This window comes from Bacillus sp. OV322, from assembly GCF_900112495.1.
Classification (GTDB): domain Bacteria; phylum Bacillota; class Bacilli; order Bacillales; family DSM-1321; genus Peribacillus.
Genome location: NZ_FOMA01000006.1, coordinates 139,373 through 165,770 on the forward strand (window position 1 = coordinate 139,373; position 26,398 = coordinate 165,770).

Here is a 26,398-nt window from a genome sequence, read left to right on the forward strand (position 1 = left end):
AATTTTCTAAGTTTTCATTTTAAGCGCCGGGGAGGTTTAGCACAGAACTGGTCTTTATATATTTTATTATTAACCTCGCTAGAATAAATAATCTTCGCAGCAATTCTTAATTCCATATAAATCGGAGTGAAATTTTATTTAAGATAGTAAGGTAAAAGAAAAGCACACTATCCCAAAATGAAATAGTGTGCCTTAAAATTATTTGTACATTTCAGCAACCTGTTTTTGCAGCTCGCTGTTTTCAAGATACTCATCATAGGACACTTGCTTATCCACAACACCATTTGGAGTTAATTCGATAATCCTGTTAGCGATTGTCTGAATGAACTGATGGTCATGGGAAGTGAAGAGCATAGATCCTTTGAAGCTGATCAGACCATTATTCAAAGCAGTTATGGATTCAAGATCCAGATGGTTTGTAGGCTCATCAAGCATAAGAACATTAGAGCCGCTCAGCATCATTTTGGATAGCATGCAGCGCACTTTCTCGCCGCCTGATAGGACACTTGCTTTTTTAAGAACTTCCTCGCCTGAGAAAAGCATCCTGCCAAGGAAGCCCCTAAGGAAGCTTTCGCTTTGGTCATTAGGTGAATATTGGCGAAGCCAGTCAACAAGAGAAAGATCACAGCCCTCAAAATATTCGGCATTATCTTTAGGGAAATATGCCTGCGTAGTAGTGATTCCCCATTTATATGTGCCGCTGTCTGCTTCCATTTCGCCTGAAAGAATTTTAAATAAAGTAGATTGGGCAATTTCATCTCTGCCGACAAGGGCAATTTTGTCATCTTTATTCATGATGAAAGAGATATTGTCCAAAACTTTTACTCCGTCAATCGTTTTTGAAAGGCCTTCAACCCTTAATAAATCATTTCCGATTTCTCGTTCCGGAGTGAAGTTCACATAAGGATAGCGCCTTGATGAAGGCTGGATATCATCTAAAGAAATTTTATCAAGCAATTTTTTACGTGAAGTTGCCTGTTTGGATTTTGATGCATTTGCACTGAATCGTGCAATGAAATTTTGAAGCTCTTTAATTTTTTCTTCTTTTTTCTTATTAGATTCCTGTGTCAGCTTTTGTGCAAGCTGGCTGGATTCATACCAGAAGTCATAGTTGCCCACATATACTTTAATCTTGGCAAAATCAAGGTCAGCGATATGTGTACACACTTTATTTAAGAAGTGGCGGTCATGCGACACCACGACAACTGTATTGTCAAAGTTAATCAAAAATTCTTCCAGCCATTGAATGGCCTTTAAATCAAGATGGTTGGTAGGCTCATCCAGTAATAGTACATCCGGTTTGCCGAATAGAGCTTGTGCAAGAAGGACTTTTACCCTGTCGCCGCCTGTAAGCTCAGCCATTTTTTTGGTGTGAAGATTTTCCTCGATACCAAGGCCCTTTAAAAGAATGGCAGCTTCAGATTCTGCTTCCCAGCCATTCAATTCAGCAAATTCACCTTCAAGTTCGGCAGCTTTCATGCCATCTTCATCAGTAAAATCGGCCTTCATATAAATAGCGTCCTTTTCCTGCATGACGCTATATAACTTCTCGTGTCCCATAATAACCACTTTTAAAACTTCATGTTCTTCGTATTCAAAGTGATTTTGTTTTAATATGGCTAGGCGTTCTCCCGGCCCCATATGGATATCTCCGCTTTGTGCTTCGATTTCTCCAGAAAGGATTTTTAAGAATGTCGATTTACCGGCGCCATTAGCACCAATCAAGCCGTAGCAGTTACCAGGATTGAATTTTATATTTACATCTTCAAATAGCTTACGGTCACCATATCGCAAGCTAACGTTATTAATAGTAATCATTTATTAGCATTCCTCCATTGACAATGTCTTTGAAATTATAACATGGAAAAGGGGGGACTGGAAAATGGTTTTCATTCTGCAGCGTTAATTTTAATGAAGAACGGGCACTTCAGGCTATATTAATTTCACAGATTCTAATTTTAAAAAGGGCTAGAATCAGATTTTTTCTTCAGGAAATTCCTGCTTGATATTGTTATATTTTTCTGATAATATAGATTTCCGCCATTTCACCGCTGATTCTAAATTTCTCCGGGCAGCAAGTCAATTTGAAAGATGAGAGAGGCAATGCTCTTTTCGAAAGGAGAAAATAATGACTGCAGATCAGCATCCTGATTTTCAAAAAGAAAAGCTTCATTTAGAATTCACTAAAAGATATATGGATGTCGTAATTAAAACCTCAGAAACCAGCAAGAGCCAATTCAAAAAAAATATGCAGGAAGCCTTTGGAGATGCTGACTGGCTGGAGTCAGGCGGATATTCCGAGCTTTTGACCAACGCAGGATTTTTTGAAATGTCAAAGACAGAGCTGGAAAGTCTCCGCAATGCCAGGAATAAACCATACTTTGCCAGAGTGGACTATGTAAGGGAAGGAACAGGGAAGCCAGAAGTCCTTTATTTTGGGAAAACCTCACTATATCAAAGGGAAAACCAGGAGCAAATGATTGTCGATTGGCGTTCGCCTATTGCGAATCTTTATTATGAGGGGCGCATCGGAGAGGTAATATATGAAGCTGAAGGAGAATCCTTCACAGGGAATATTACCTTGAAACGACAGCTCATGATCGAAGATGGCGCATTGGATGAAGTGCGTGATATTGATTTGACGACTACTGATGAGCTGCTTCAGGATTCCCTTTCAAAAAGCTCAAGCAGCCGATTAACAGAAATAATCTCCACAATCCAGGAAGAGCAAAACAAAATTATCCGTGCTGACCTGAATAAGCCTATCATTGTCCAGGGAGCTGCCGGGAGCGGAAAAACAACGATTGCTTTGCACAGGGTTTCTTACTTTTTATATCACTATAAGGAAATGTTCGATCCCCGCCAGCTGATGATTCTTGCACCAAGCAGATTATTCATCGACTACATATCGGAAGCACTCCCTGAGCTGGGAGCAGAGAAAGTAAAACAAATGACATTTGCTGAATATGTGCAAAAAGCCATTGGAAAAACCCTGAAGCTGGCGAAAGATGACAAGCTGATCAGAATTCTTGAAAAACAGAAAGATGAGACAAAAGAGATAAGGGCTGCCTCAAGGTTTAAAGGATCCCCCTTATTCAAGAAAATCATCGACGCACACCTGATGGAAATTTATGCGCGTTTTAATCCTGCAGAGGATTTTTATGCAGATAAATACCGCCTTTATTCTTCAAAAAAATTCAAAAAGCTGCTGCAGGAAGAATATTGGTATCTTCCGCTTTATGGGCGGATTGATAAGCTGAAGGTAATCCTTCAAAATCAGGTAAAGTCAAAAAAAAAGGTTATGCTCGACCGGGTTGCAGATTTTTATGATGCTAAAATAGATAAAGCGTTATATAAAAATATTGATCCTGATATCAGGAGAGAGTATGTAACAAAGTGCCTCGATAAAAAAGCTCAAAGAATCGAAGAAGTGAAAAAATCCTGCCGGAATGCTGTGAAGGATTATTTAAAGCAGTTTGAACGGAAAAATGTTCTCGAATATTATCAAGAGCTGTTCAGCGATCCAGAAGCTCTTGCTTCATACACCAATGGCCAATTAACCTTACTTGAAGCAGAGAGCATCTGCATCATGTCTAATCAGCTTTTCGCAAAAAAACTTTATGAACTGGAAGATTTGGGACCAATCCTTTATCTTCAGGCACGTATTTTCGGAATTGATAAAGACTATATGGCAAAGAATGTTGTCATCGACGAAGCACAGGATTATAGCTTTATGCAGCTTCAATCATTAAAGACGGCAGTCGATACGGATATGTTCACACTTGTTGGCGATCTTGCCCAGGGCATCCATTCGTACAGAGGCCTTGAATCGTGGGAAGAAGTTCACCAGCATATATTCCCAAGAGCCACATATACAGAGCTTCAGAAAAGCTATCGGACAACAGTAGAAATCATGGATGCGGCAAATAAATTATTAACAAAGCTGCCATACACCTTTCCGCAGGTGCAGCCTGTTGTCAGGCATGGTGATAGCCCGGAATTCATCCCTGTGGCAGACAAGACATGGGGAAAGAAATTATTGGAGAAGGTAAAGAGACTAAAAGAGGAAGGACTTAAAACCTTTGCCGTTATCGCCAAAACCATGCTGGACAGCCAAAAAGCGCATGAATGCTTGAGTGCCCTTGACAGCCATGTATACCTATTGGAGGAAGGGACATCCATTCCGAAGGAGTCACTTGTTGTGGTACCATCTTATTTGGCCAAGGGACTGGAGTTTGATGCAGTATTTGCTGTCTCGCTGGAAGAAAAATATGAAGCTGGCAACGAGCTTGATATTAAGCTATTGTATGTCGCAATGACACGGCCGCTGCACCGGCTATATTTTTTTGGAAAAGAAAAGAAAGATTTCCTTATAGAAGAATGATACTCAGGCTGCCTTGTTTTTTATAGGCAGCCTTTTCCGGTTAATCGGCAGGTTCAATGTCCTGAAAACCAAAGCTTGAAAGTATGTAACTTTCATAATGTATGCAGGATAAATCAGCCGGCATATTTGCAGCGGAATAGGACATTTTAGTAAGGAAAATAAAAACATGTTTACATGCAGGGCTAGAAAGGGGAAATATACAGAGACGCGAATTTTAAAAATGCAGAAGGGACTGGCAAAAGAAATGAAACTTAAAGTAGGATTTTACTTCGATGGAGGCAAAGAGCTTTCTCATGTGGTTGAAGGTGAAGATACCACTCAAATGATTACAAACATACAAAAACATAAAACGTACAATATGGTCAAAGGTGATACACATTATGTAGTGGATACAGAAAAAGCATCATACTTTTATGTGGAAGAAGTACAATAAAGCTAACAAAAACCGCTGAACAGCGGTTTTTTTGTCGGAATTTTTTCTCTGCTGCATTTTTCCTTTTTTTGCTCTTTTAAATTTTTTTATGTTAGTATGAAAACAAACCTATGAAAAGGGAGCAGAAAGATGAAAATCAACTTATCAAAACAACAATATGCAACGCTGCTCAAACTGCTGCAATACGGATATTGGGTAGAGGATTCCGGCAGTCTTGAAGGTGCAAGCCAGGAAACCTTTGAACTCGAACAATATTTATTGTCCCTTGCAGGAGAGTTCGAAAGTAACCAAGTATTCCATAATGCTGAGCATGAATTGTATGAGCTGAATGAAGAAAATGCAAAAAGGCTTCAAGAATCCATAGCTGCTTATGAAGAAATGGTTTTTTGGGATAAGCTGGCTTATTATATGGCACAAAAAGATATTAAAGAAAGTCTTGATGGAAAAGCAAATCTTGAAGAAGTGACACATCAGCTGATAGAGAGAGAAAAGTTTTATCATGACCATTTTGCTGAGCATGGTACAGCATTCTTGAAACTGCAAAAATAACATGAACTAAAAGTGATGAAGAATATTGGATAAGAGAGGGTAGCTTCGCCATGCCGATACTGATTTTTTTGTTAATCCTTATTGACACTATCTTTACGGCAGCTGGGTTCTCGCATCATATAATCGGAGAAGTAAATCCTGTAATGGCTTATATCCTGGATGACAGCCTCGTGTTATTTGTTCTCATTAAGCTGTCCCTGCCAATCTTCCTGGTTGTGTTTTATAGAAAAATCAAGGCTGGATGGATTCACGTTTTATTGAAAGCGGCAGCAGCCCTTTACCTTTTAGTAGACCTTTATCACTTGCTGTGGATATTGCCGCTGTATGTCTAAACAAAAAAACCCCTGCATCGGGGTTTTTGTATGTTACAGTTATTACTTTCTGTATCCTTCGGTGTCCTTTACCTGGCCAGCAGAAAACTTAAGGAAGTCTAATGCTGCATCAGAAGAGGAAAAGCCTGCTTGTGCTGACTTATCATTTCCTCCGCCTTTTCCGCTGAAGTGGCTAAGGTGCTGTTTGAAAAATTTTCCGCAAGAAAAAGGTGAAAAACCGTTATGGCACATAACCAGCTTATTTTCTTTGAGGGATGCAAAGATGATGAAAATATCATTTTCGGCAGCAAGCCTGGCAGCAAGGGTTTGAAGTTCCCGTAATGATTTATCTTCAAAGATATGTGAAAGAACACCATTGTCAATATGTGATAACAGCTCTGCAGCCAGGTAGGAATCATTTTTTTCTTTTAGCTCCGCTATTTCAGCTTCAAGTAATGTTTGGTTTTGCTGCCACTTTTCAAACCGGTCAAGGATATCGCTTCTTCCGGTATTGAATTTTTTGGATAAAGCTCCGAGAATACCAAGTGCTTCATTATAATCCTCCAAAGCCCTACTTCCGCACTTAAAGTAAATTCTGGTGAAGTCTTTTTGCTTTTCTGCTTTAAGTATTTTGATGATTCCAATTTCCCCTGTTCTTGACACATGGGTTCCGCCGCATGCATTGAATTCAATTCCCTCGATTTCTACAATGCGGATATTTTCAGTAACCTTAGGCATCTTTACAAGAGTCAATTCTTTTAATTGATCATTAGTGACAAAATAGCTATGTATCTTTCTGTTTTGATATATTTGCTCGTTCACTTTTTTCTCAAGTTCCGCTATTTTGCTTGAATCAGTCAATGAACCATCTACATCAATGCTGCAGTCGTCTTTGCCCAGGTGAAAGCTCATGGTTTTTGCACCAAAGAGCTGAAGGCAGACGGCGGAAAGTAAATGCTGGCCGCTATGGTGCTGCATATGATCATATCTTCTGCTCCAGTTAAGCTCACAGGTCGCATGTAAGTCAGAAGGAATATGCTCCAGCTTGTGAAACACTTCTCCGTCTTCATTAAATACATCCAAAACAGGTATACCATTAATCGTGCCTGAGTCTGATGGCTGCCCTCCGCCATGGGGATAAAATGCGGTTTCCTCTAAAATCGCGAAAATTCCTTCTTCTCTTTCAATAATCCTGGCGATTTTTGTCTGCCATTGTCTTGTATAGGCATTGCCGTAAAATAATTTATTTGTCATCTGTGATATCCTTTCTTCATTCATGAACCCTCATTGTCTTTATCCCGAAATAAGGAACGAATGTGCTGAAACATTCGAACCAACCATCACTTAGGGATTGCAGTTCACGGGCGGAAGTTACGCTGAGTGGTTTTTAATTTTTACTGTAGTATAACATATTCAGCCATCTGGTTTAACGGCAAGATTTACAATAGCGAAACCTTAATCTTCTTTAAAATTTTCAATCAGTCACATGCTCACAGTTCATGTATGAACCATTTATAAAGAATTCGGTGATTGTAACATTCCAATAGAGACTGTAAACTATTTTACAGTAAATATGTTATTTTAGGCTCTGTTAATCTTGTTTGTTGATTTCTGCTGCAGGTGCCGGGCACTTTCTGCTCCAATCGACAATTGGTCAAAATCAATTTTAAGCTTTAAAGCTAAGATCTAAAAAAAATGATGATACATTGAAAAAAATCTGTACTTTGCAGCTTGCACGATTGTTAGGAGGGTAAATGTGAATTTGGAAAAATATAAAAATCACTTGTTTCAAAAAATAAAGAATCAGCTTTGTAAGTGGTTTGAATCCAGTGAATCTCTAAAGGTAGAGAATGCTGAGGTTTTTCGCTTTCTTCATTCTATTAAAGGGACTGCAGGAACCATTCAGCTTGATGGCTTGATGCAGGTATCTCAGCAGCTGCTCGAACAAATGGATGAAAACAGCAATAAAATCTGGGGGAAAGAAGACCTGCAAAATTATTTGTTTCATTTAGTGGAACTGGTCTATGACTATGAGCATTTTGAAGAAGGAACCAAAAAGGAACTGCCCATTAAAGAATCCAATGCACCTCTAATCCAGATAATCGATGATGATATCTCCATGCTGATCATATTGAAGGAGGTACTCGAACAGCAGGGATGGATGGTCATTACGAGCAATAGCCCAGAAAAAGCTGCAAGCCAATATTATGAAATGCAGCCTGATTTATTGATACTGGATATTAATTTGCCTAAGAAAAATGGATTTCGTTTGCTTGAAGATATACAAACACATAATGAAAAATATTTTGTACCTAAAATCATCATAAGTGTCCAGAAAGATATGAAAACCAGAATAAAAGCCTACGAGACTGGAGCTGACGATTTTATTGAAAAGCCAATCGAAATGGATTTGTTTTTGGCCAAAATCCGCCGCCATCTTCAAAGGAAAAAAATCTTTGATCAATCTGTATTGATCGACGAGCTTACACAGGTGTACAACCGCAGATTTTTTGAAGAAAGCATGAAAAGAAGTTTTCATGATTTCAAAAGAAATTCACAGCCGTTTACTATTTGTATAGCGGATATTGATCATTTTAAAAGCATCAACGACACATATGGCCACTTGACAGGAGATAGGGTACTTGCTGATTTTGCCGGTTTTCTAAAAGACCATGTGCGCAGTTCGGATGTGGTATACAGATATGGAGGAGAAGAATTTGTCATTTATTTTCCCGGCACTTCGAGCCTGGAAGCTAAAAACAGAATAACAGAGCTCATCTCCATATTTGCTGGCAAGGTTTTTTATTATAAGGATATACCCTTTTCTATCACTTTTTCCGCTGGAGTTTATACAGTTGTGGATGAAACAGAAACTCCTAAAAGTGTTTTTAAGGCTGCAGATTTGCTGCTTTATGAGGCGAAGCACAATGGCAGGGCAAGAGTTGAAAGTGCAGTTTCGGTGAATTCAAATTACAGCAAGAAAACGATTTACGTTTCTGTTGTAGATGATGATATCATTATCCGGACCATGCTCAGCCAGGCTTTGAAAACAATGGATATTAACGGGACTAGCTTAAATGTTGCTGTCTATGAGAACGGCGTCTCCTTTCTGGATTCAGCACGCTCCAGGGAAGATGCTGACCACTTTTTGATTTTGGATGGAATCATGCCTGAAATGGATGGTCTTGAGGTTTTGCAAAAGGTGAAACAAGGGAGTAATGCACAAAGGTATACTATTTTAATGCTGACAGGAAGAAAAAGCGAACATGACATTGCAAGAGCATTGAGCCTTGGCGCAGATGATTATGCAACAAAGCCGTTTTCCATAGCTGAGCTTGGGGCAAGGATTCTGCGTTTATTAAAAAGAATGAATGACAGGTAACAAAATCATTTACAAATATAACATCTCGCCGATATAAGCATTATCAATATTATTTCTTACATGAAAAGCCGCCAAGGGAGAGAAAAAATGAAAAATATATTATTGGTAGAGGACGAAGATGTACTTAGAATGCTGATTGCTGACACACTGGAAGATGGGGATTATACAATAGATGAAGCGGCAAACGGCCAAGAAGCACTTGAACTGCTGCAAGACCATTCATACAATTTGTTGATCCTTGATTATATGATGCCTGTATACAGCGGAATGGAAGTAATAGAAAAAGTCAGGGCAGATGAAAGCTTCAAAAACTTAAAAATATTAATGCTGTCAGCGAAAACGCAGCGATTTGAGCAGGAAGAGATATTAAACGCAGGTGCAGATTATTTTATGGAAAAGCCATTTAGCCCCTTGAAGCTGCTCAAAAAGGTTAAGGAAATACTGGATGAAGATTAAAACTTATCTTTCCAGCAGTCTATCTAGACAGGTTGTTTTTTTAATGGCTGGATTTATCTGTTTTTTTGTGATGGGAACAATAGCCCTTTTTGCCATCCAGCAGCATATGAACCATGCCTATTTTGATCAGCGAAAGGAAATCCTGGCCAAGCGATATATTGCAGATGAAATTTATGATAGATTCCAGACAGCATTTTTTAATATGAGAGGCTATCTTTTGCTGAATCAGCCTAAATTGAAAGTAAATGCTCTCAATCAAAGAGACATTATTATAGACAAGACGAAAAAGCTTGAGGTACTGAAATCTACAGTCAGAGACAATACAGCTTACCGTGATATTCAAGAATTCACGTTTTATTATTTTGATGAAACTCTTCCTCCTGTCATTAAAACCTTCGAAAGCGGAGATGACATAACATATAAAAATATCGCCAATAACGGGGCAACTGCCAGGATAAATGGATTTCAAAAAAAAACCAAGGCATATAAACTTTCTCTGGACAAACAGCTGGATGAAAAAGCAGTGAATCTATCTAAAACACAGGCATATCTGCAGGTAGGGCTGATCACCTTTATTGCCTTACTGTTCATTCTTCTGATGAGGATGATCCGGATCATTATAAGAAATATCGGCCGCCCGCTATCTGATTTTGCGTTTGCAGCCAATGAAATAGCTGCAGGCAGGGAAGCGGAAATTACAATTACAAATAAACGGAAGGATGAGCTTGGAGCTCTAGCCGCAGCCTTTAAAAAAATGATTGTAAGCGTTCAGGATAAGGAGCAGGATCTGATTGCTCAGAACCAAGAGCTATTTGCCCAGCAGGATGAGCTTCAGGCACAGCAGGCAGAGCTTGAAGGGGCTTTGGATTTTCTGACAGAAAACGAAAAAAAATTGACCCGCCGAAATGAACTGATTAATGGTATTTCTTCATCCCTTGATAAAGAGGAAGTGTTATATACCATCGTTGAAAATATGTGCAGGCTGATTGATGCTGATCGCGGAATGATTTGCCTGCTGCAAGAAGATGCCTATTCTTCTTTTGGCATTTCAGATTATGGAGTCAGCCAGTTTAGAAAAAATCTGGAATGTGGATTAAACCAGCGCCTGATTGCATCAAAAAAAGGATTTACTGTAAAAAGAGAGCAGATGTCACAGGAAAAAGCGTTTCATGAAAATCAAAATTACAGCTATGACTTGTATCTTCCTGTTCTTTCTGCTTCCGATGAGGTAGGGGCCATCATGGTTTACAGCAGATACGGGGGACCTTTCTCTGAAAAGGAAATTTTGGAATATGAAACACTGGCCAGGCAAATCGCTATATCTTTGGAAAAGATTAAGCTTTATGAACAATCTGAAGACAATCGAATAATGAATCAAAGGATTTTGAATACAGTGCAGGAAGGAATACAGCTGATTGACCGCGAAGGGACGATTGTTCAGGTGAACCAGAAGCTATGCGAAATTTTTGGCGGCAGCCTGACAATTAAAGATATCATTGGGCTTAACAGAGAAGCCTGGACCAAACTCATGGCTGGGCAAATAGTAGAACCTGCATTTAAGGAGAGCCTTGACCAGGCAATCCATACTGCAGCCGTCAGCAGCAGTATGGATACTTCATTTGTTTACACCTGCAAAGGAAACAGAGTAATCAAGGTTTATTGCGAGGTGCTGAAAAATGGCAAAGAAGTATTTGGCACAGTCCTGGTTCATAGGGATATTACCAAGGAACATGCAGTCGATGCTATGAAATCTGAATTTGTCAGCACAGTAAGCCATGAATTGAGGACACCGCTGGCAAGTGTTTTAGGTTTTACAGAATTAATGATGAATAAACAATTAAAGCCTGAGCGCCAAAGTAAATATTTACAGACAATTTATAATGAAGCAAAGAGGCTGACTGCTTTAATCAATGATTTTCTGGATGTTCAGCGAATGGAATCAGGCAAACAAATGTATGAAAAGAAGCATCTTGATATTTTGCCGGTGATTCAAAAAATCATTGGCCTTCAGGAAATCAGCACTGTTCAGCATGCAATCAATTTGGAGGCGCACGATGAAAGCTATGTAATCCTCGGCGATCGTTCAAAGATAGAGCAGGTTTTTATGAATCTGATCAGCAATGCAATTAAATATAGCCCTAATGGAGGCAACATTGACATTAAAGTATACAGCTCAGGCAGCTCCATTTGTGTTGAAATAAAAGATTTTGGCCTTGGAATACCTGAAGAAGCCATTCCTGAACTATTTCAAAAATTTTACCGCGTAGATAACAGCGACAGGCGCCGCATTGGAGGGACGGGCCTTGGACTTTCCATAGTGGATGAAATAATCAAGGCCCACGGCGGAGCGATTGCAGTTTCTTCAGAATATGGTGCGGGAAGCACTTTTACACTTTCTTTCCCCAGGGTTCAAATGAATTTCCAGGGAAAGAGTACTGTAGAACAAAATGGGAAATTAAATTATCAAGTCGCAGTTATCGAGGACGATATGAGTCTTGCTGATCTCATTCGCCATGAATTGCTTGAAAGCGGCTTTAGTGTGAACAGCTACAAAAATGGCGGAGCAGCTCTTAAATCCATGGCAGCAAATCCTCCAGATGCAGTTGTCCTTGATATCATGCTGGATGATGATGAGATAGACGGCTGGGGAATCATGGGGAAAATGAAAGATGACGATAATTTAAAGTATATTCCTATTTTTGTTTCCACTGCACTTGATGAGCCGGAGCGCGGTTTTTCACTCGGAGCAGAAGATTTTCTTGTAAAGCCTTATAAACCAAGCCAGCTATCAGCAACCATTAAGCATACATTATCAGGCAATGAAATAAGAGGACAGATCCTGGTCCCGCAGGAAAAATAAATGAGACCACCCTAAGCTGCCAAAGAGTAATTTCTTTGGCAGCTCTTTTAAGTGGTCTCTGTTAAACATGCCTATTGGTTTCCGTTCCAGTGGCAAACCTCGCAGTGGAGAATTCGCCGGCCTACTCACAGCCTGGCTTGCGTGGTTCCGCCCGCAGCGCTGATTCCTAAGGAGAAGCATCGTCTACTCCGTATCAACAAGTGCATAAATCAGCTATATATTTTAACAAAGCGGTACGAAAAAAAATATTGCATTAACCTTTGCAAGTGCAGGGGCAATTGTGCTGCTTACAAAGTTATGTTAGATTCGGCAGATTAAGTTTCCATTTATACAGTTGGAGATGCCGGGAGGTCTGGCTGCTTCTGGATTTGGTTCACTAACAAATGACATAATTAAACCAGCACTTCATTATGACCCGGAATATATGAGTCTTTGGGCAGTATATGCCACTAGATTGATAAAGAAATATAAAGCGGCTGAAGATTTAATGAAAGAAATATCAAGGCGGGCAGACTGATCACATAATCACTCAGCATCAAGCATTTTAAACATCACAATGTGTTCGCCTATATGGGGGATTTTAAATATACGTCCTGCCGATTGAAGCCCGAGCTTTTGATAATATTTCGATGCACTAAGCCGTGCATTGCACCACCAGGCATCAGCCTTGCGTTTTTTGAGTACCTTTTCAGCATGCAATATAAGGGAGCGGCCCGCACCCATCCCCTGAAAATCCGGAAGGCAGGCCATTCCCCTAAGCTGGTAATGTCCACTGCCTGGTATGTCAGGATTCGGACTCTCTAAAAAAGTGGCGATGCCTATCAGCAATTCATTTTTGTATGCTCCGAAATGCAGGGTACCAATATTGAAATCGCCGTCATATTTGCAGGCATCAAGAGGCTGATTAGGCCTTAATACACTATGTCTGATGCTGTAGGTATCTTCGGGCTTTATTTCAAGGATATTCATTCTTACACCCTCCTTTTCGTTCCTTTAAATTATAAAACATTTGTTAAACGGTGAACAGCTGGTGCATGTTTTTTGGGGTTATGGAAATTTTTATATACAACAACTGATAAAAATGATAGATTCGAATATGCCGGTATTGAGAGCTATCAACAGGAAGAGCAAAAGAGCGGATTTTTTTTGCAGGAGCAGGACTCACTGATTGAAGTGCTGCAATTTTTGGTACAATATAAACATAATGAAAGCAGTTTTGGGAGGATAACACATACATGGATTACATTCAGGCTGGAAAAACAGTTGAATTAGAGATAGAACGAGAAGCAGAATTTGGTTTGTTCCTGACAGACGGAGAAGAAAGTGTCTTGCTGCATAAAAATGAAATGAACGAGCAGGATGATTTGGAAATTGGACAGGATGTAAAGGTATTTATCTATCATGACAAACAGGGACGGCTTACAGCAACAAGAAAAATCCCGCAGGTTACCCTGGATTCATACGGCTGGGCGGAAGTTGTCAGTGTGAAAAAGAATCTTGGTGTTTTTGTCGATATCGGAATCTCTAAAGACATGCTGGTATCACTTGATGATTTGCCGAATTTGCAGCATTTATGGCCAGCACCAGGAGACAGGTTATTCATTTCTCTTAAAACAGATCGTCAAGAGAGGTTATTCGGTAAACTTGCCACTGAGGATATAATGGCAGATTTGTCTGTACAGGCTCCTCTTAAGGGAATCAGGAATGCAGCTGTAAAAGGGAATGTATATAGGCTGCTTATGGCCGGATCTTTCTTTATATCAGAAGAAGGATATCGCTGCTTCATTCATGAAAGTGAAAGAAAAGAAGAGCCAAGGCTTGGCCAGTATGTAGAAGGCAGGGTTATTGACAGTAAGGAAGATGGCACATTGAATGTTTCTCTTCATCCTTTCAAGCAGGATAAAATGGATGAAGATTCAGAGGTAATCTACAAGTATCTTATGAATAGGGGCGGTGCAATGCCTTATGGAGATAAAACACCTCCTGAGGACATTTCCTTCCATTTTGGTTTAAGCAAGGGTGCATTCAAAAGAGCTTTAGGGAAATTGATGAAAGAAGATAAGATATATCAAGAAGAGGGCTGGACATATTCCTCTGACCGCAGATAAAGGAAATACATCACCCGGGAATCATTGCAATTGCCCCCTCGGGGGAAACAGCGGAACATTTCTGCTGTTTTTTTTTTTGCAAAAATCCTTTCTAAACAATTATATAGGACGAATGGATTAGTCAGGGGTTTAATTCATTCCTTTTGAGGGAAGTACGGATTATTTTATCAGAATAATCAGACGTATTGTTACTTTGCCGTCATAAAGCTGATATCTTTGTCATCAGAGTTTCATCTTCCTGTTCTTTGCTATGAAAATATTTATGTTACGATTAATTCCGTTAGCTTATAACAAGCTGAACAGGGAGGTAACTACTTATGAAAAAAACATTCTTAACTTTTGCAGCAGTAGCTGCTATATCAGGTGCAATCGGCACAAACGCACATGCACAGGATGTGAAAGTGAAAAATGGAGACACATTATGGGGACTTTCTCAAAAATACCATGTATCAATAGATGAATTAAAGTCCTTGAATAACCTTACTTCAGATACTATTCAACCTGAAGATGTACTTAATGTTTCAAGCAAAGAGTATTATTCAATTAAATCAGGCGATACTCTTTGGCACATAGCTAATAAATTCCATGTATCCGTTGAAAACTTGAAAGCCTGGAACCACTTGAATTCAGATTTAATCCAGCCAAACCAAAAATTATCTGTTTCATCTAACGGAATCACTGCTGCATCAGAACCAAAACATGCAAATAGAGCTTCCGTGAAACAGGAAGCACAGCCAACCCAAGAGAAGTCTGAACCGGCACAGCCGCAAACAAAAGCTGCCTCTTCAAATGAAAAAAGCGATGCACCCGCGCAAAAACAATTCGCCAAGGAATTGACAGTAGCGTCAACTGGCTATACTGCAAGCTGTAAAGGATGCAGCGGCGTGACTGCTACAGGCGTCGATTTAAAAGCCAATCCGGAAGCTAAAGTAATCGCAGTAGACCCAAGCGTCATCCCATTAGGCTCTGAAGTTTATGTAGAAGGTTATGGATACGCGACAGCTGAAGATATCGGCGGCGGTATTAAAGGAAACGAAATTGATATCTTCTTCCCTAATGAACAAGATGCGTTAAATTGGGGCAGAAAGCAAGTACAAGTCAAAGTCATTAAATAAAATACTTTCACATAGATTCGGGGCACAGAGATATTCTGTGTCCTTTTTCATGTCGCACTTCTTTGAAGAATGACTGGATACAGTGTAAAATAGAAGTGAAATGTAAAGTGAAAATGGAGGGATAGGAGTGATTGAAGAAGCTCAGGAATATCTTCAGAAATATTTTGGATATGAAACATACCGTGATGGACAAAAAGAAATCATCAGCAAGGTTTTGTCAGGTAAAAATACTGCCGGAATAATGCCGACAGGCGGAGGGAAATCGATTTGCTATCAAATACCGGCGCTGGTTCTGAACGGACTCACCATCGTGATATCCCCGCTTATCTCCTTAATGAAAGACCAAGTGGATTCTCTTCTTTTAAATGGCATTGAAGCAACATTTCTTAATAGTTCTATTTCTGCTAAGGAAGCATCAGACAGGCTCTCAGGAATTGCCAATGGATTATATAAGCTGGTTTACATAGCGCCCGAAAGGCTTGAATTACCTTCATTTTTGCAGGAGCTGCAGCGATTTGATATTTCAATGGTGGCAATAGATGAAGCACACTGCATCTCCCAGTGGGGGCATGATTTCCGGCCGAGCTACCTGAAAATAAAAACACTTATAAAACAGCTTCCATCCAATCCGGTAGTCCTGGCACTTACAGCTACAGCCACACCCGCAGTAAGAAATGATATCTGCCAATCCCTCGATATTGAAGAATCAAATACAGTCTTTACTGGTTTTGAAAGAAGCAACCTGAGTTTTGCTGTTGTAAAGGATGAAAATCGCAATCAATATCTGAAGCGGTATCTTTCAAAAAATCATCATGAGTCAGGAATCATTTATGCTTCAACAAGAAAAGAGGTAGACCAGCTATACAGCCGTCTGGCTAAAGGCGGATTTAAAGCCGGCCGTTATCATGCTGGCATGAATGAGCAGGATAGATCGGAGCAGCAGGAACAATTCCTGCAGGATGACATCTCGCTTATGGTTGCCACTTCTGCTTTTGGCATGGGCATTGACAAATCCAATGTCCGCTTCGTAGTTCATTATGGAACACCAAAAAATATGGAAAGTTATTATCAGGAAGCTGGCCGTGCAGGACGTGACGGTCTCGATAGCGAATGTATCCTGCTATACTCTCCGCAGGATCTGCGTCTGCAGAGGTTTTTAATAGATCAGTCGGAATCCCGGCCGGAATGGAAGGATCTCGAGTTGAAGAAGCTGAATGCCATGAAGGATTACTGCTTCACAGAAGGATGTCTTCAGGCTTTCATTCTCCGTTATTTTGGCGAAGAAAATCCAGAGAACTGCGGGCATTGTGAAAATTGTAAAGACAGCAGAAATTCGGTAGATGTAACCACAGAAGCACAAATGGTATTATCCTGCATGATCAGAATGGGAGAAAGATTTGGCAAAACCCTCATCAGCCAGGTGCTTACAGGATCAAAAAATAAGAAAGTGGAGGACTTCAATTTTCAAAAGCTATCGACATATGGAATATTGAAGAAGAAATCTGCAAAAGAAGTCGCTGATTTTATTGACTACCTCACTTCAAAGCAGTTTATCGAGATGACAGGTGGCCAATTTCCTGTATTGAAGGTAACAGACCAGGGAAAAGAGGTTCTTCTAGGCAAGCAAATGGTCATGCGCAAGGAGCTTTCCGTTATTACAACCATTTCTGCCGACAATCTTCTATTTGAAGAGCTGCGTCAGCTCCGTAAAGAAATTGCCCAGGAAGAAAAGGTGCCTCCATTCGTCATTTTCTCTGACGCTTCATTAAAAGACATGTCTGCCTCGCTTCCCGTTACGCCTGAAACTTTTATGACGGTAAAAGGAGTCGGGCAGAAAAAACAGGAAAAGTATGGCCGGATATTTATCAGGAAAATCCAGGAATACCTTGCAGAAAATCCGGAATTAAGTCCTCTGGCTGAAGAAACCATTATGAAGCGGGAACCTAAGGGAGAACCTTCTCATCTTGAAACATTCAGGCTTTTTAAAGAGGGAAAGAGCATTGAGGAAATTGCGGTGCTACGAGGCCTTGCTGAGATCTCCGTTGAAAATCACCTCCTTAAATGCGGGGAAGAGGGAAGAGATGTAGACTGGCAGAGAATCTTGCCTGAATCAGCAAATATGCAAATACTTGATATGGTTTCAGATATTGGTGCTGAAAAACTCAAGCCTCTTAAAGAAGCATTGCCGGAGGAAATCAGCTATTTTATGATAAAAGCTGCATTATTGAGAAATAGTGTTGAAATATAATTGCCCATCCATATGAAAATCCTTTTTTAATAAATAATCCGATGCATTACTGCGTATACTGTTAAAAAAGGAGGTTACTCATGTATTTTGCAAAAAAGAATCAAGAGGAACCCGTTACTATCATTGAAGATACAGTAGTATATGCTTGTGCGTCGGAAACATGCAATGGATGGATGCGGAAGGATTTCGTCACAGACAATCTTTCTTGTCCGATGTGCGGTGAAAACCTTGTAGAGGAAATCAGGGAATTGCCTCAAATCAACAATGATTACAATGCTTACAGATAAACCGGATAATGCTGCATGCAGATATTCTTTACCTCTGCAAAAGAATATCTGCAGCAATCCCGGTGAACCGCATCAAACTTTTATGGTTTGTTGACTTAAAGGGGAAACCATGTTATTATAAATATTCAGGTGTTGGAACACGATAAACACCAAGAGGGTAATTTAAAGACATCTTTATTAAAGTAAGTGTATCAGCCATAATGCAAACAGCAAAAGCCGTCTGAATGGCCAAGAGTTGAGTTTAGCAATATTTGAAAATAACGGATTAACAACCCTAAAGTTTTCCTCAGGTAGTTTTATTCTTCTTATGAAATTTACTTCTATTGGACAATCATCCCCTATTCGTCATTTCGACAGTATCCTTTAATAAACATGTTTAAGTCTAAACCTGATTCTCACAGGCGCGGTCTAGGAACCGTATTGATGGGAGAGAGGAAGGGCTTTCATTGTTTTAGGTTAGACCGGAAAAATTACTCTCCTGCTCATTATTTCTGCTGCGTTTTCCGTTAAAACGCAAAGACAGAAAAATAGCAGAACACATCAGCTTACATGCTGATTAAAAAAAGCTGCCTTACACCAAAAAGGCAGCTTTTTTATGCAGTGCTGCAAAAAGCCGCATGCACTCTAATGGTATTGATGCCATTTTAAAGAGGAGCAGGCACTTCATATGGCAGGCTTTTTATGATATAATAAAATAGAAACATGTGTTTAGACATGGCTCTATGTGCGGAGCTGACATCTTGTTCCAGTGAAATGAGAAAGATTGTTTCTAAAAAGCACGATAATCAAATCAAATCCAAGGAGTGAGATGCTTTGTATAAACGCAATAACGTCGAAGAAGTACCACCTGAAGAAACAAAGGTCTGGGAATGTACATCAGAGGACTGCAAGGGATGGATCCGTGATAATTTCACAAGCAGCGACAAGCCGAGCTGTCCGCTGTGCGGCAGTGAGATGAAAGAAGGAACAAAAATGCTGCAGGCGATAAACAACCCAAGAAATAAATAAATATCAAAGAAGGCACACTCCGGAAGTGTGTCTTTATTTTGCCTGAAATACAAACTGAAAAACCTGCAGCTTCAAAGTCCGCTAATGAACTAAAACTGCAGGCCGCTTGTTAATGAATATCTTTTTTCTTGAAACGCCCTCCGCGTACTTCAGCAATGTCTCCTACTGCAAGGAAGGCCGAAGGATCGAAATTAGTGACAATATCCTTTAATTTGGCTTCTTCCAGACGGTTAATTACACAGAAAATCACTTTCTTGTTATCACCGGAATAAGCGCCTTCTCCTGTCAGGTAGGTTACACCGCGTCCCAGACGGTTTAGGATGGCTTCGCCGATTTCCTCGTATTCATCGCTTATGATCCAGATGGATTTGGATTCATCCAAGCCGGCAATTACGATGTCCATTGTTTTGTAAGCGGCGAAATAGGCTAAAATGGAATACATAGCACGGTCCCATGAGAACACAAATCCCGCGCTGCCCAATATAAACAAATTGAAAAACATAATGATCTCGCCTACTGAGAATGGAACCTTTTTATTGGCAAGAATAGCCAATATTTCAGTACCATCCAAAGAACCGCCATATCTAATGACAATTCCGACTCCAACACCTAGAATAATTCCGCCAAATATGGTGGCAAGCAGGATATCCTGAGTAAAAGCAGGTACGGGGTGAAGCAATGCAGTTGAAATGGAAAGGATGAAAATTCCATAAAGAGTAGAAATAGCGAAGGTTTTACCGATTTGTTTATACCCGATAAAAAAGAACGGAAGATTCAATACGAAAATGAAAATACCGAGCTTTATTCCCGTTAAATACGATAGCATAATGGATATGCCTGTGATTCCTCCATCGATTACATTGTTTGGAACCAGAAAAATTTCCAGTCCAACGCTCATAAGCACCGCCCCGAGCGTGATCAGCAGCCCCCGCTGCAAAATCTGCCTTTTTGTCAGCTTTCTGTGTGCTTTTTTCTCAACCAGTTCTGTAAGACTTAAGCTTGCTGTATCTGCCATCAGCATGCCCCCTCCTTAATTAATATATGTATGTACAACTTAAGTATAAACAATTCACTAAAAATATTGTAGTATTTAGACTTTACACCCTGTTTGGCGCTCTTATTTTAATAAACAAAACCTTCCAGGTTATCATGTCACTTTCTTCGATTATTTATCAATAAACTTAAGGGAAAGCAGGGGGAATTCATGAAAAATTATAAAGTCTCTGTAAGGACTCTTGCAGAATATGTTTATAAAAGCGGTAGCATAACCTCTGGTTTCAGGGCCTCTGCATCGTTGTCAGAGGGAACCAGAATTCACCAGCAAATCCAAAAACAATACGGAGAACATGATGTAAAGGAAGTGCCGCTGGCGCTTGAGCAGACGTATGAGGATATTGTTTTTTTCATTGAAGGGAGATGCGATGGCCTGCTGGCTGGCCAGTCCTATACGATTGATGAAATTAAGAGTACTGCCTTGGATTTGCACACTCTCTCAGAAACCAGTTATCCGGTGCACTGGGGGCAGGCTAAATGCTATGCTGCCATGTTTGTCTTACTTCATAATCTGGACGAAATTGACGTTCAGCTTACATATGTTCAAAAGAACACGGAAGAAATAAAAAGATTCAAAGTGAATTGCAGCAGGCAGGAATTGGCTGTTTTTCTGGAAGATATGCTAAAGGGATTTTATCACTTTGCCAATTGGAAGCTTCAGCATCTTGAAGAAAGAAATAAGTCATGCAGAGATTTGCCATTTCCTTATGAAAATTACCGTGACGGCCAAAGAAAGCTTGCTGGAGCTGTTTATAAGACCATAAATGAAAATGCTAACTTGTTCGCTAATGCCCCTACAGGAATCGGAAAAACAGCGTCCACCATATTTCCCAGCTTAAAGATCATGGGACAGGGCGAATGCCAGAAATTTTTTTACCTGACAGCCAAAACAATTACCCGCCAGACTGCTGAAGACACTTTTTCCTTAATGATGGACCGGGGCTTAGTTTGCAAAACGGTGACAATAACAGCAAAGGATAAAATCTGCTTTCATGATAACGGCAGCTGCAATCCAAATGAATGCGAGTTTGCAAATGGATACTATGACCGTGTTAATAAAGCGATGCTGGATATTTTAGAACAAGAACAGCTGATTACAAGGAGTATGATTGAGGAGTATGCCAAAAAGCACAAGCTCTGTCCATTTGAATTTTCACTCGACCTTGCCTATGTCTGTGATGCCGTCGTATGTGATTATAATTATGTGTTCGACCCAAGGGTGTCATTAAAAAGGATGCTTGATGACCAGAAAAAGGATACAGTGTTGCTTGTGGACGAAGCACATAATTTAGTGGATAGAGCGAGAAGCATGTTTTCGGCGGAGTTATATAAGACTCCATTTTTGCGGATAAAGCGGGAAAATAAAGTAAATGAGCCTGCCATTTCGCACGCTGCTAAAAATATCAATCAGTACTTTATTGAGGAAAAAAAGTCGCTTGATAATCAACAAAATAAAATCATGCAGAATTTGCCTGATGATCTTTTAAAAGGTCTCGAAGCATTCATTGAGGCGGCAGAACCCTTTCTGCTGGATATGAGCGGCGGAGGTGAACATGAAGACTTGCTTCAGGGCTATTTTGATGTTCAAAACTTTCTAAAGATTTCTAAGCTTGTTGATGAGCATTATTCGATATATTTTGAACTGCAGCAGAATGATGCAAAGATCAAATTATTCTGCCTGAATCCTTCAGCACTGCTGAAAAATATCCTATCTGGATTTCGCTCTGCCATTTTATTCTCTGCTACTCTCTCCCCTGCAGGATATTTTATGGATATGCTTGGAGGAGGAGAGGAAGATTACCGGATTTCGGTCCCTTCTCCGTTTACAGCAGAACAAAATGAAGTGCTTATCAGCAGGATTTCAACCAGATACCGCAACAGGGAAGAATCGATAGACCGTATTACAGATTTGCTAATAAACATTCTTGAAGGCAGGAAAGGGAATTATCTGGTATTCTTTCCTTCCCATCAATACATGAATAACGTGTATGGCGCATTTACGGCAGCATCCTCTGTGAATACGATCATTCAAGGCAGCATAATGACGGAAGATGAACGCGAAGGTTTTTTGAACTCTTTTCAGGAAAACAAGGACAGCTTATTTGTTGGATTTGCTGTATTGGGCGGGATATTTTCAGAAGGAGTGGATTTGAAGGGCGACAGGCTGAGCGGCGTAATCATCACTGGTGTGGGCTTGCCGCAGATTGGTTTTGAACGTGATATTATTAAAAGGCATTTTCAGGTTCAGGGGAAAAACGGCTATGATTATGCATATGTATTTCCGGGGATGAATAAAGTGCTGCAGGCTGGAGGCAGGCTGATCAGGTCTGAAGACGATCATGGGCTGATTGTTCTTATTGATGACAGATTCCTGACTGCCAAATATCAAGGCATGCTGCCGGAAAACTGGAAAAATTATAACTTATATTAATACCTTTGCTCATTTCTTTACATTGAAAAAGGAAGATATATAATAAGAGGGCAGTATCAATCTGCATGACTTCATATAGAAAGGTGATATCAATACATGAACCAGATTATTGAGTCATCTAATCCAATTTTGCTATTAGTGGCTGTTATCCTTACATTTATGGCTTCTTATACAAGTATAGATTTATTGATTCTTTTGCGTACCTCTGAAACCAATAAGCGATTTTTATTTCTTGGCGGGAGCTTTTCCATGGGAATGGCCATCTGGACCTTCAACTTCTTTGGTATTTTGGCTTTCGACCAGAACGGGGCGGGAGCATACAACATTCCAGTTACTATTTTATCAATGGTGCTTGGCGTTGCTCTTGCCGGTATGGGATTTATGTTTGTTTCAACTGAAAAAATCAGGTTTTTGCATGTCTGCTGCTGCAGTCTTCTCCTGACTTTATCTGTGCTGTCCAATTATATTATCGGGATGTATGCCTTGAATAACGGGATTTTTTATCATCTTGCCGTTCTCTTAGGTTCGTTTCTTTTAATTATGGCCATGTTTTTATGTTCGTTTATGATTCTTTTTTATGCGAACCATTGGAACCGCAAAAATAAGCTATGGTTCAAGCCGCTGAGCACATTAATCGTTACAGTTGCCATTGCGGAAGGCCATTTTTTATTAGCAAGAAGCATGCCTGCAAAAGAGCCGATCAAAAATGTGGAACAGCTTGTGAATGATACACCGTTTGTCATTAATCTGGTCTTTTTTGTATCGGTCCTCATTGTTGCAGGACTTATCGGATCTGCGATGATCATAAACAAACGCCTCGCAAAAAGCGATAAATATTTGCGGGACTTCCGCTATGCGCTTGATCAGTCTGCTATTGTAGCCATAACGGACAGTGATGGAAAGATAACGTATGTCAATGATAAATTTGTTCAGATTTCTAAATACAGTGAAGAAGAACTGATGGGGAGAAGCCATTCTATCATAAGTTCAGGTTATCACACACAAGCATTTTATAAAGAAATGTGGCAAACGATTTCCAGCGGGAAAACATGGAAGGGTGAAATCTGCAATAAAGCAAAAGATGGTACGCTTTATTGGGTGGACACCACAATTGTTCCTTTTATGAAAAGGAAAAAACCTTACCAGTATATCTCCATTCGCACGGATATCTCGGCACGAAAAAGAGCCGAAGCCGACTTAAAAGAAACAATGAAGGATATCCGTGATATTCATTATGCCCTTGACCAATCTGCCATCGTTGCTTTTACGGATGAAAAAGGGAATATAACTAAGGTGAATGACAAGCTTTGTGACATTTCACATTATTCACGGGAAGAATTGATAGGCAGAAATCATAATATCCTTAATTCCGGCTATCATTCAAGAGAGTTTTTCCAAGATATGTGGAGTACCATATCCAAAGGAAATGTCTGGAAGGGAGAGCTGCGAAATCGCTCAAAGGACGGTAACTACTACTGGGTAGGAACGACGATTGTCCCTTTTTTAGATGAAGACGGGAAACCATATCAGTATATTTCAATAAGAACGGATATCACGAAGAGGAAAGAGACGGAGGATATGCTGCACAGGCAGGATAAGCTTGCGGCTATCGGCCAATTGGCTGCAGGTGTGGCCCACGAAATCCGAAATCCGCTGACGACAATTAAGGGCTATGCCGAATATTTGCAGCTGGATGAGCAAAACGATGAACGTAGTGAATTTTTAGAGATCATTTTAGATGAAATTGAACGGGTCAACGATATTGTGGAAGATTTTATGGTCCTTGCGAAGCCTCAAAGTATGAACTTGGAAGAAGAAAACATGGTATCAATTATTCAAAGTGTTTTTTCTTTCCTGGAAATAGAAGCAAAAAAGAAAAATATCTCTTTTTATCTTGAATATAATCAGGAAAATATCATAGTGCGCTGTGATAAAAACAGAATCAAACAGGTTTTCCTGAATTTTGCCAGAAATTCGATGGACGCCATGCCAAATGGAGGGACTATTAATGCAGCCATTCAAATAAAAGGGCAAAATGTATCCATTGTATTTAAAGATACAGGCGGCGGAATACCTCCTGAAGCTCTGAAAAAACTTGGTGAGCCTTTTTTTACTACTAAAAGTACGGGCAATGGCCTTGGGTTAATGGTGAGCTATAACATTATTGAAAATCATGGCGGCACGGTGGAGGTTGAAAGTGAAATAAATAAAGGTACAGTCTTTCATATTGAGCTGCCAGCAGCAAACGGAAAACAGGAGCAATAATGCTTCTGTTTTTTTGTGAGGGCTCTGTTAATTTCAGAAGCAGGCACAAACACTCTAAGGCAGGGCGGTGACTTGCCTCCAGGAGAAGATATAATCTGTATCTAGCTTTAGCTGCACTTCGGAAATAAGTCTAAACTTTCGGAAAAATGGCATTTTAGCATTCGTTATGTTAATTTTGAATTATCATACATCGGAGGAAAGTGACTTTTGAAAAATCCTGTAAAAGCAAACATGCTGAAACTACAAGCTTATTATCTTTTTTCCTTTTTTGCAGTAGGGAGCTTAACACCGCTTCTTAGTGTTTATTTAAAGGAAAGTGAAAAAATGAATGGATATCAAATCGGGACTATCATGTCTATAGGACCCATTATCATGATTATATTTCAGCCTATCTGGGGAATGGTCTGCGATATATCCGGCAAGCCATCTAAAGTGCTTTCACTGACAGCTTTTTTCGCTGGTTTTCTCGGTTTAGGATACTTAGTGCTTCATTCTTATTTTCCCCTCGTCATCCTGGCAGCATGCCTGGCTGTCTTTCAAAGCGCCATCATTCCCGTATCAGACAGTATTTCCCTTAAATACACAGCAAAAGAAGGGGGGAATTACGGAAACATCCGCTTATTTGGATCACTTGGCTTTGGCATAGCGGTATTTGTAATGGGGCGACTCTCTGAAACCCCATTAGGATTGTCAGTCATTTTCTACGCTTTCTTTATTGGGCTAACAGCAGCAGCAGGGCTTGCGCTCCGTCTGCCAGAAGAACCTGCCTTAGTTAAAATAAAGCCTGGAACTGGGATGAAAGAGCTTTTTTCCATCCCACGGTTTGTCATTTTTTTAATTGTTACGTTTCTAGTTTTTGGGCCAAATCTGGCCAACAATGTATATTATGGCTTGTTTGTAGAAGCAAGAGGAGGCACATATACCGGCATCGGAATTGCCTTTTTGCTTGCCGTGCTTTCTGAAATTCCTTTTATGAGGATAGCCGGAAGATGGATCAATCAATGGGGCCTGCTGCCGGTTGCCTTGATGGCTGCCTGTGCTTCACTGCTTCGATGGACGTTTTATTTTTATGAACCTGGTTTGACTTTGGTATATATATCATCTATTGTTTCGGGATTTTCTCTTGGGCTTTTCATTCCCGCGGGACTTCAATATATATCCAAAATCGTCCCAGCTCATATTACTGTAACCGCCGTAACGATTTATTCTGCGTTCGGTAATGGTCTGGGCAATTGGTTCAGTACATTTGCCGGCGGAATATTGCTTGAAAATAGCGGCATTTACAGTGTATATCTGCTATTTGCCGGCATGTCGCTGCTCGGTATGCTTCTGACAGTCTGGCTGATACTTAAAGAAAAAAGCTCTGTTAAAGCTCCATGCTGATTTGTCCTGAATGTGACAGGAGAAGAAAAGCGGGTTAAAGGATAATCCATACTGTACCCAAGCTGTAATCTTCAATGGATTTAGAATAAGGCTGCCTTCTAAATCAGGATTCAGCATTCTTCATA

At 40.0% G+C, this 26,398-nt stretch carries 20 protein-coding genes; 16 read left to right on the forward strand and 4 right to left on the reverse strand.

What is annotated here, in order from left to right; genetic code table 11:
- Window positions 1-198: 198 nt before the first annotated feature.
- A complete protein-coding gene (locus tag BM126_RS15960; RefSeq protein ID WP_071352660.1) occupies window positions 199-1,818 on the reverse strand; it encodes an ABC-F family ATP-binding cassette domain-containing protein in 1,620 nt (539 codons plus the stop codon).
- A gap of 310 nt (window positions 1,819-2,128) precedes the next feature.
- Here BM126_RS15960 and helD point away from each other — a divergent pair, with 310 nt between their 5' ends.
- From helD to BM126_RS15980, 4 genes are all read left to right on the forward strand, one after another.
- Window positions 2,129-4,384, forward strand: coding sequence for an RNA polymerase recycling motor HelD (helD, locus tag BM126_RS15965; RefSeq protein ID WP_177201461.1), 2,256 nt, complete (start codon window positions 2,129-2,131; stop codon window positions 4,382-4,384).
- 220 nt (window positions 4,385-4,604) lie between these two features.
- A complete protein-coding gene (locus tag BM126_RS15970) occupies window positions 4,605-4,817 on the forward strand; it encodes a hypothetical protein (RefSeq protein WP_141770088.1) in 213 nt (70 codons plus the stop codon).
- A 129-nt stretch (window positions 4,818-4,946) separates the two neighbouring features.
- Entirely contained in the window at window positions 4,947-5,366 is a 420-nt protein-coding gene (locus BM126_RS15975) for a hypothetical protein (protein WP_090990445.1), read from the forward strand.
- A 50-nt stretch (window positions 5,367-5,416) separates the two neighbouring features.
- Window positions 5,417-5,698, forward strand: a complete 282-nt coding sequence (locus BM126_RS15980) for a DUF5658 family protein (protein WP_090990446.1) — start codon at window positions 5,417-5,419, stop codon at window positions 5,696-5,698.
- Between the two features lie 42 nt (window positions 5,699-5,740).
- Here the strand turns inward: BM126_RS15980 and BM126_RS15985 are convergent, their stop codons facing one another.
- On the reverse strand, window positions 5,741-6,931 hold the full coding sequence (locus tag BM126_RS15985; protein WP_090990632.1) for an alanyl-tRNA editing protein: 1,191 nt from the start codon (window positions 6,929-6,931) through the stop codon (window positions 5,741-5,743).
- Window positions 6,932-7,433: 502 nt separating this feature from the next.
- Between BM126_RS15985 and BM126_RS15990 the strand changes: the two genes are divergently transcribed.
- The 4 genes from BM126_RS15990 (at window position 7,434) to BM126_RS22500 (ending at window position 12,892) form a co-directional block, all read left to right on the forward strand.
- Entirely contained in the window at window positions 7,434-9,059 is a 1,626-nt protein-coding gene (locus BM126_RS15990) for a diguanylate cyclase (RefSeq protein WP_256213138.1), read from the forward strand.
- Between the two features lie 87 nt (window positions 9,060-9,146).
- Window positions 9,147-9,515, forward strand: a complete 369-nt coding sequence (locus tag BM126_RS15995; protein ID WP_090990448.1) for a response regulator — start codon at window positions 9,147-9,149, stop codon at window positions 9,513-9,515.
- A 70-nt stretch (window positions 9,516-9,585) separates the two neighbouring features.
- The gene (locus tag BM126_RS16000; RefSeq protein ID WP_177201462.1) at window positions 9,586-12,375 is read left to right on the forward strand and encodes an ATP-binding protein; all 2,790 of its coding nucleotides are present in this window, start codon (window positions 9,586-9,588) and stop codon (window positions 12,373-12,375) included.
- 340 nt (window positions 12,376-12,715) lie between these two features.
- Complete coding sequence (locus tag BM126_RS22500; protein WP_177201463.1) at window positions 12,716-12,892, forward strand: hypothetical protein; 177 nt, start codon at window positions 12,716-12,718, stop codon at window positions 12,890-12,892.
- Between the two features lie 8 nt (window positions 12,893-12,900).
- Here BM126_RS22500 and BM126_RS16005 read toward each other — a convergent pair whose 3' ends face one another.
- Entirely contained in the window at window positions 12,901-13,344 is a 444-nt protein-coding gene (locus BM126_RS16005) for a GNAT family N-acetyltransferase (protein ID WP_256213139.1), read from the reverse strand.
- Window positions 13,345-13,610: 266 nt separating this feature from the next.
- Here BM126_RS16005 and BM126_RS16015 point away from each other — a divergent pair, with 266 nt between their 5' ends.
- From BM126_RS16015 to BM126_RS16035, 5 genes are all read left to right on the forward strand, one after another.
- Window positions 13,611-14,483, forward strand: a complete 873-nt coding sequence (locus BM126_RS16015) for a CvfB family protein (protein ID WP_090990451.1) — start codon at window positions 13,611-13,613, stop codon at window positions 14,481-14,483.
- A gap of 317 nt (window positions 14,484-14,800) precedes the next feature.
- Window positions 14,801-15,598, forward strand: a complete 798-nt coding sequence (locus BM126_RS16020) for a 3D domain-containing protein (protein ID WP_090990452.1) — start codon at window positions 14,801-14,803, stop codon at window positions 15,596-15,598.
- Window positions 15,599-15,725: 127 nt separating this feature from the next.
- Window positions 15,726-17,846 (forward strand): DNA helicase RecQ, encoded by a 2,121-nt coding sequence (recQ, locus tag BM126_RS16025; RefSeq protein WP_090990453.1) that lies wholly within the window; start codon window positions 15,726-15,728, stop codon window positions 17,844-17,846.
- Window positions 17,847-17,926: 80 nt separating this feature from the next.
- Window positions 17,927-18,133, forward strand: coding sequence for a cold-inducible protein YdjO-related protein (locus BM126_RS16030; protein ID WP_071352874.1), 207 nt, complete (start codon window positions 17,927-17,929; stop codon window positions 18,131-18,133).
- Window positions 18,134-18,946: 813 nt separating this feature from the next.
- Window positions 18,947-19,141 carry a cold-shock protein gene (locus tag BM126_RS16035; RefSeq protein ID WP_071352875.1) on the forward strand — a complete coding sequence of 65 codons (195 nt, stop codon included), beginning with the start codon at window positions 18,947-18,949 and terminating at the stop codon, window positions 19,139-19,141.
- A gap of 109 nt (window positions 19,142-19,250) precedes the next feature.
- On the opposite strand, the gene BM126_RS16040 is transcribed toward BM126_RS16035, so the two are convergent.
- Window positions 19,251-20,156: a YitT family protein gene (locus tag BM126_RS16040; protein WP_090990454.1), complete on the reverse strand. Its 906-nt coding sequence runs from the start codon at window positions 20,154-20,156 to the stop codon at window positions 19,251-19,253.
- A 189-nt stretch (window positions 20,157-20,345) separates the two neighbouring features.
- Here BM126_RS16040 and BM126_RS16045 point away from each other — a divergent pair, with 189 nt between their 5' ends.
- The 3 genes from BM126_RS16045 to BM126_RS16055 all read left to right on the forward strand — a co-directional run bounded on the left by BM126_RS16045 (window position 20,346) and on the right by BM126_RS16055 (window position 26,273).
- Window positions 20,346-22,625 carry an ATP-dependent DNA helicase gene (locus BM126_RS16045; RefSeq protein WP_090990455.1) on the forward strand — a complete coding sequence of 760 codons (2,280 nt, stop codon included), beginning with the start codon at window positions 20,346-20,348 and terminating at the stop codon, window positions 22,623-22,625.
- Between the two features lie 96 nt (window positions 22,626-22,721).
- The gene (locus BM126_RS16050; protein WP_090990456.1) at window positions 22,722-24,890 is read left to right on the forward strand and encodes a PAS domain S-box protein; all 2,169 of its coding nucleotides are present in this window, start codon (window positions 22,722-22,724) and stop codon (window positions 24,888-24,890) included.
- 231 nt (window positions 24,891-25,121) lie between these two features.
- Window positions 25,122-26,273, forward strand: a complete 1,152-nt coding sequence (locus tag BM126_RS16055) for an MFS transporter (protein WP_256213140.1) — start codon at window positions 25,122-25,124, stop codon at window positions 26,271-26,273.
- Window positions 26,274-26,398 lie beyond the last annotated feature (125 nt).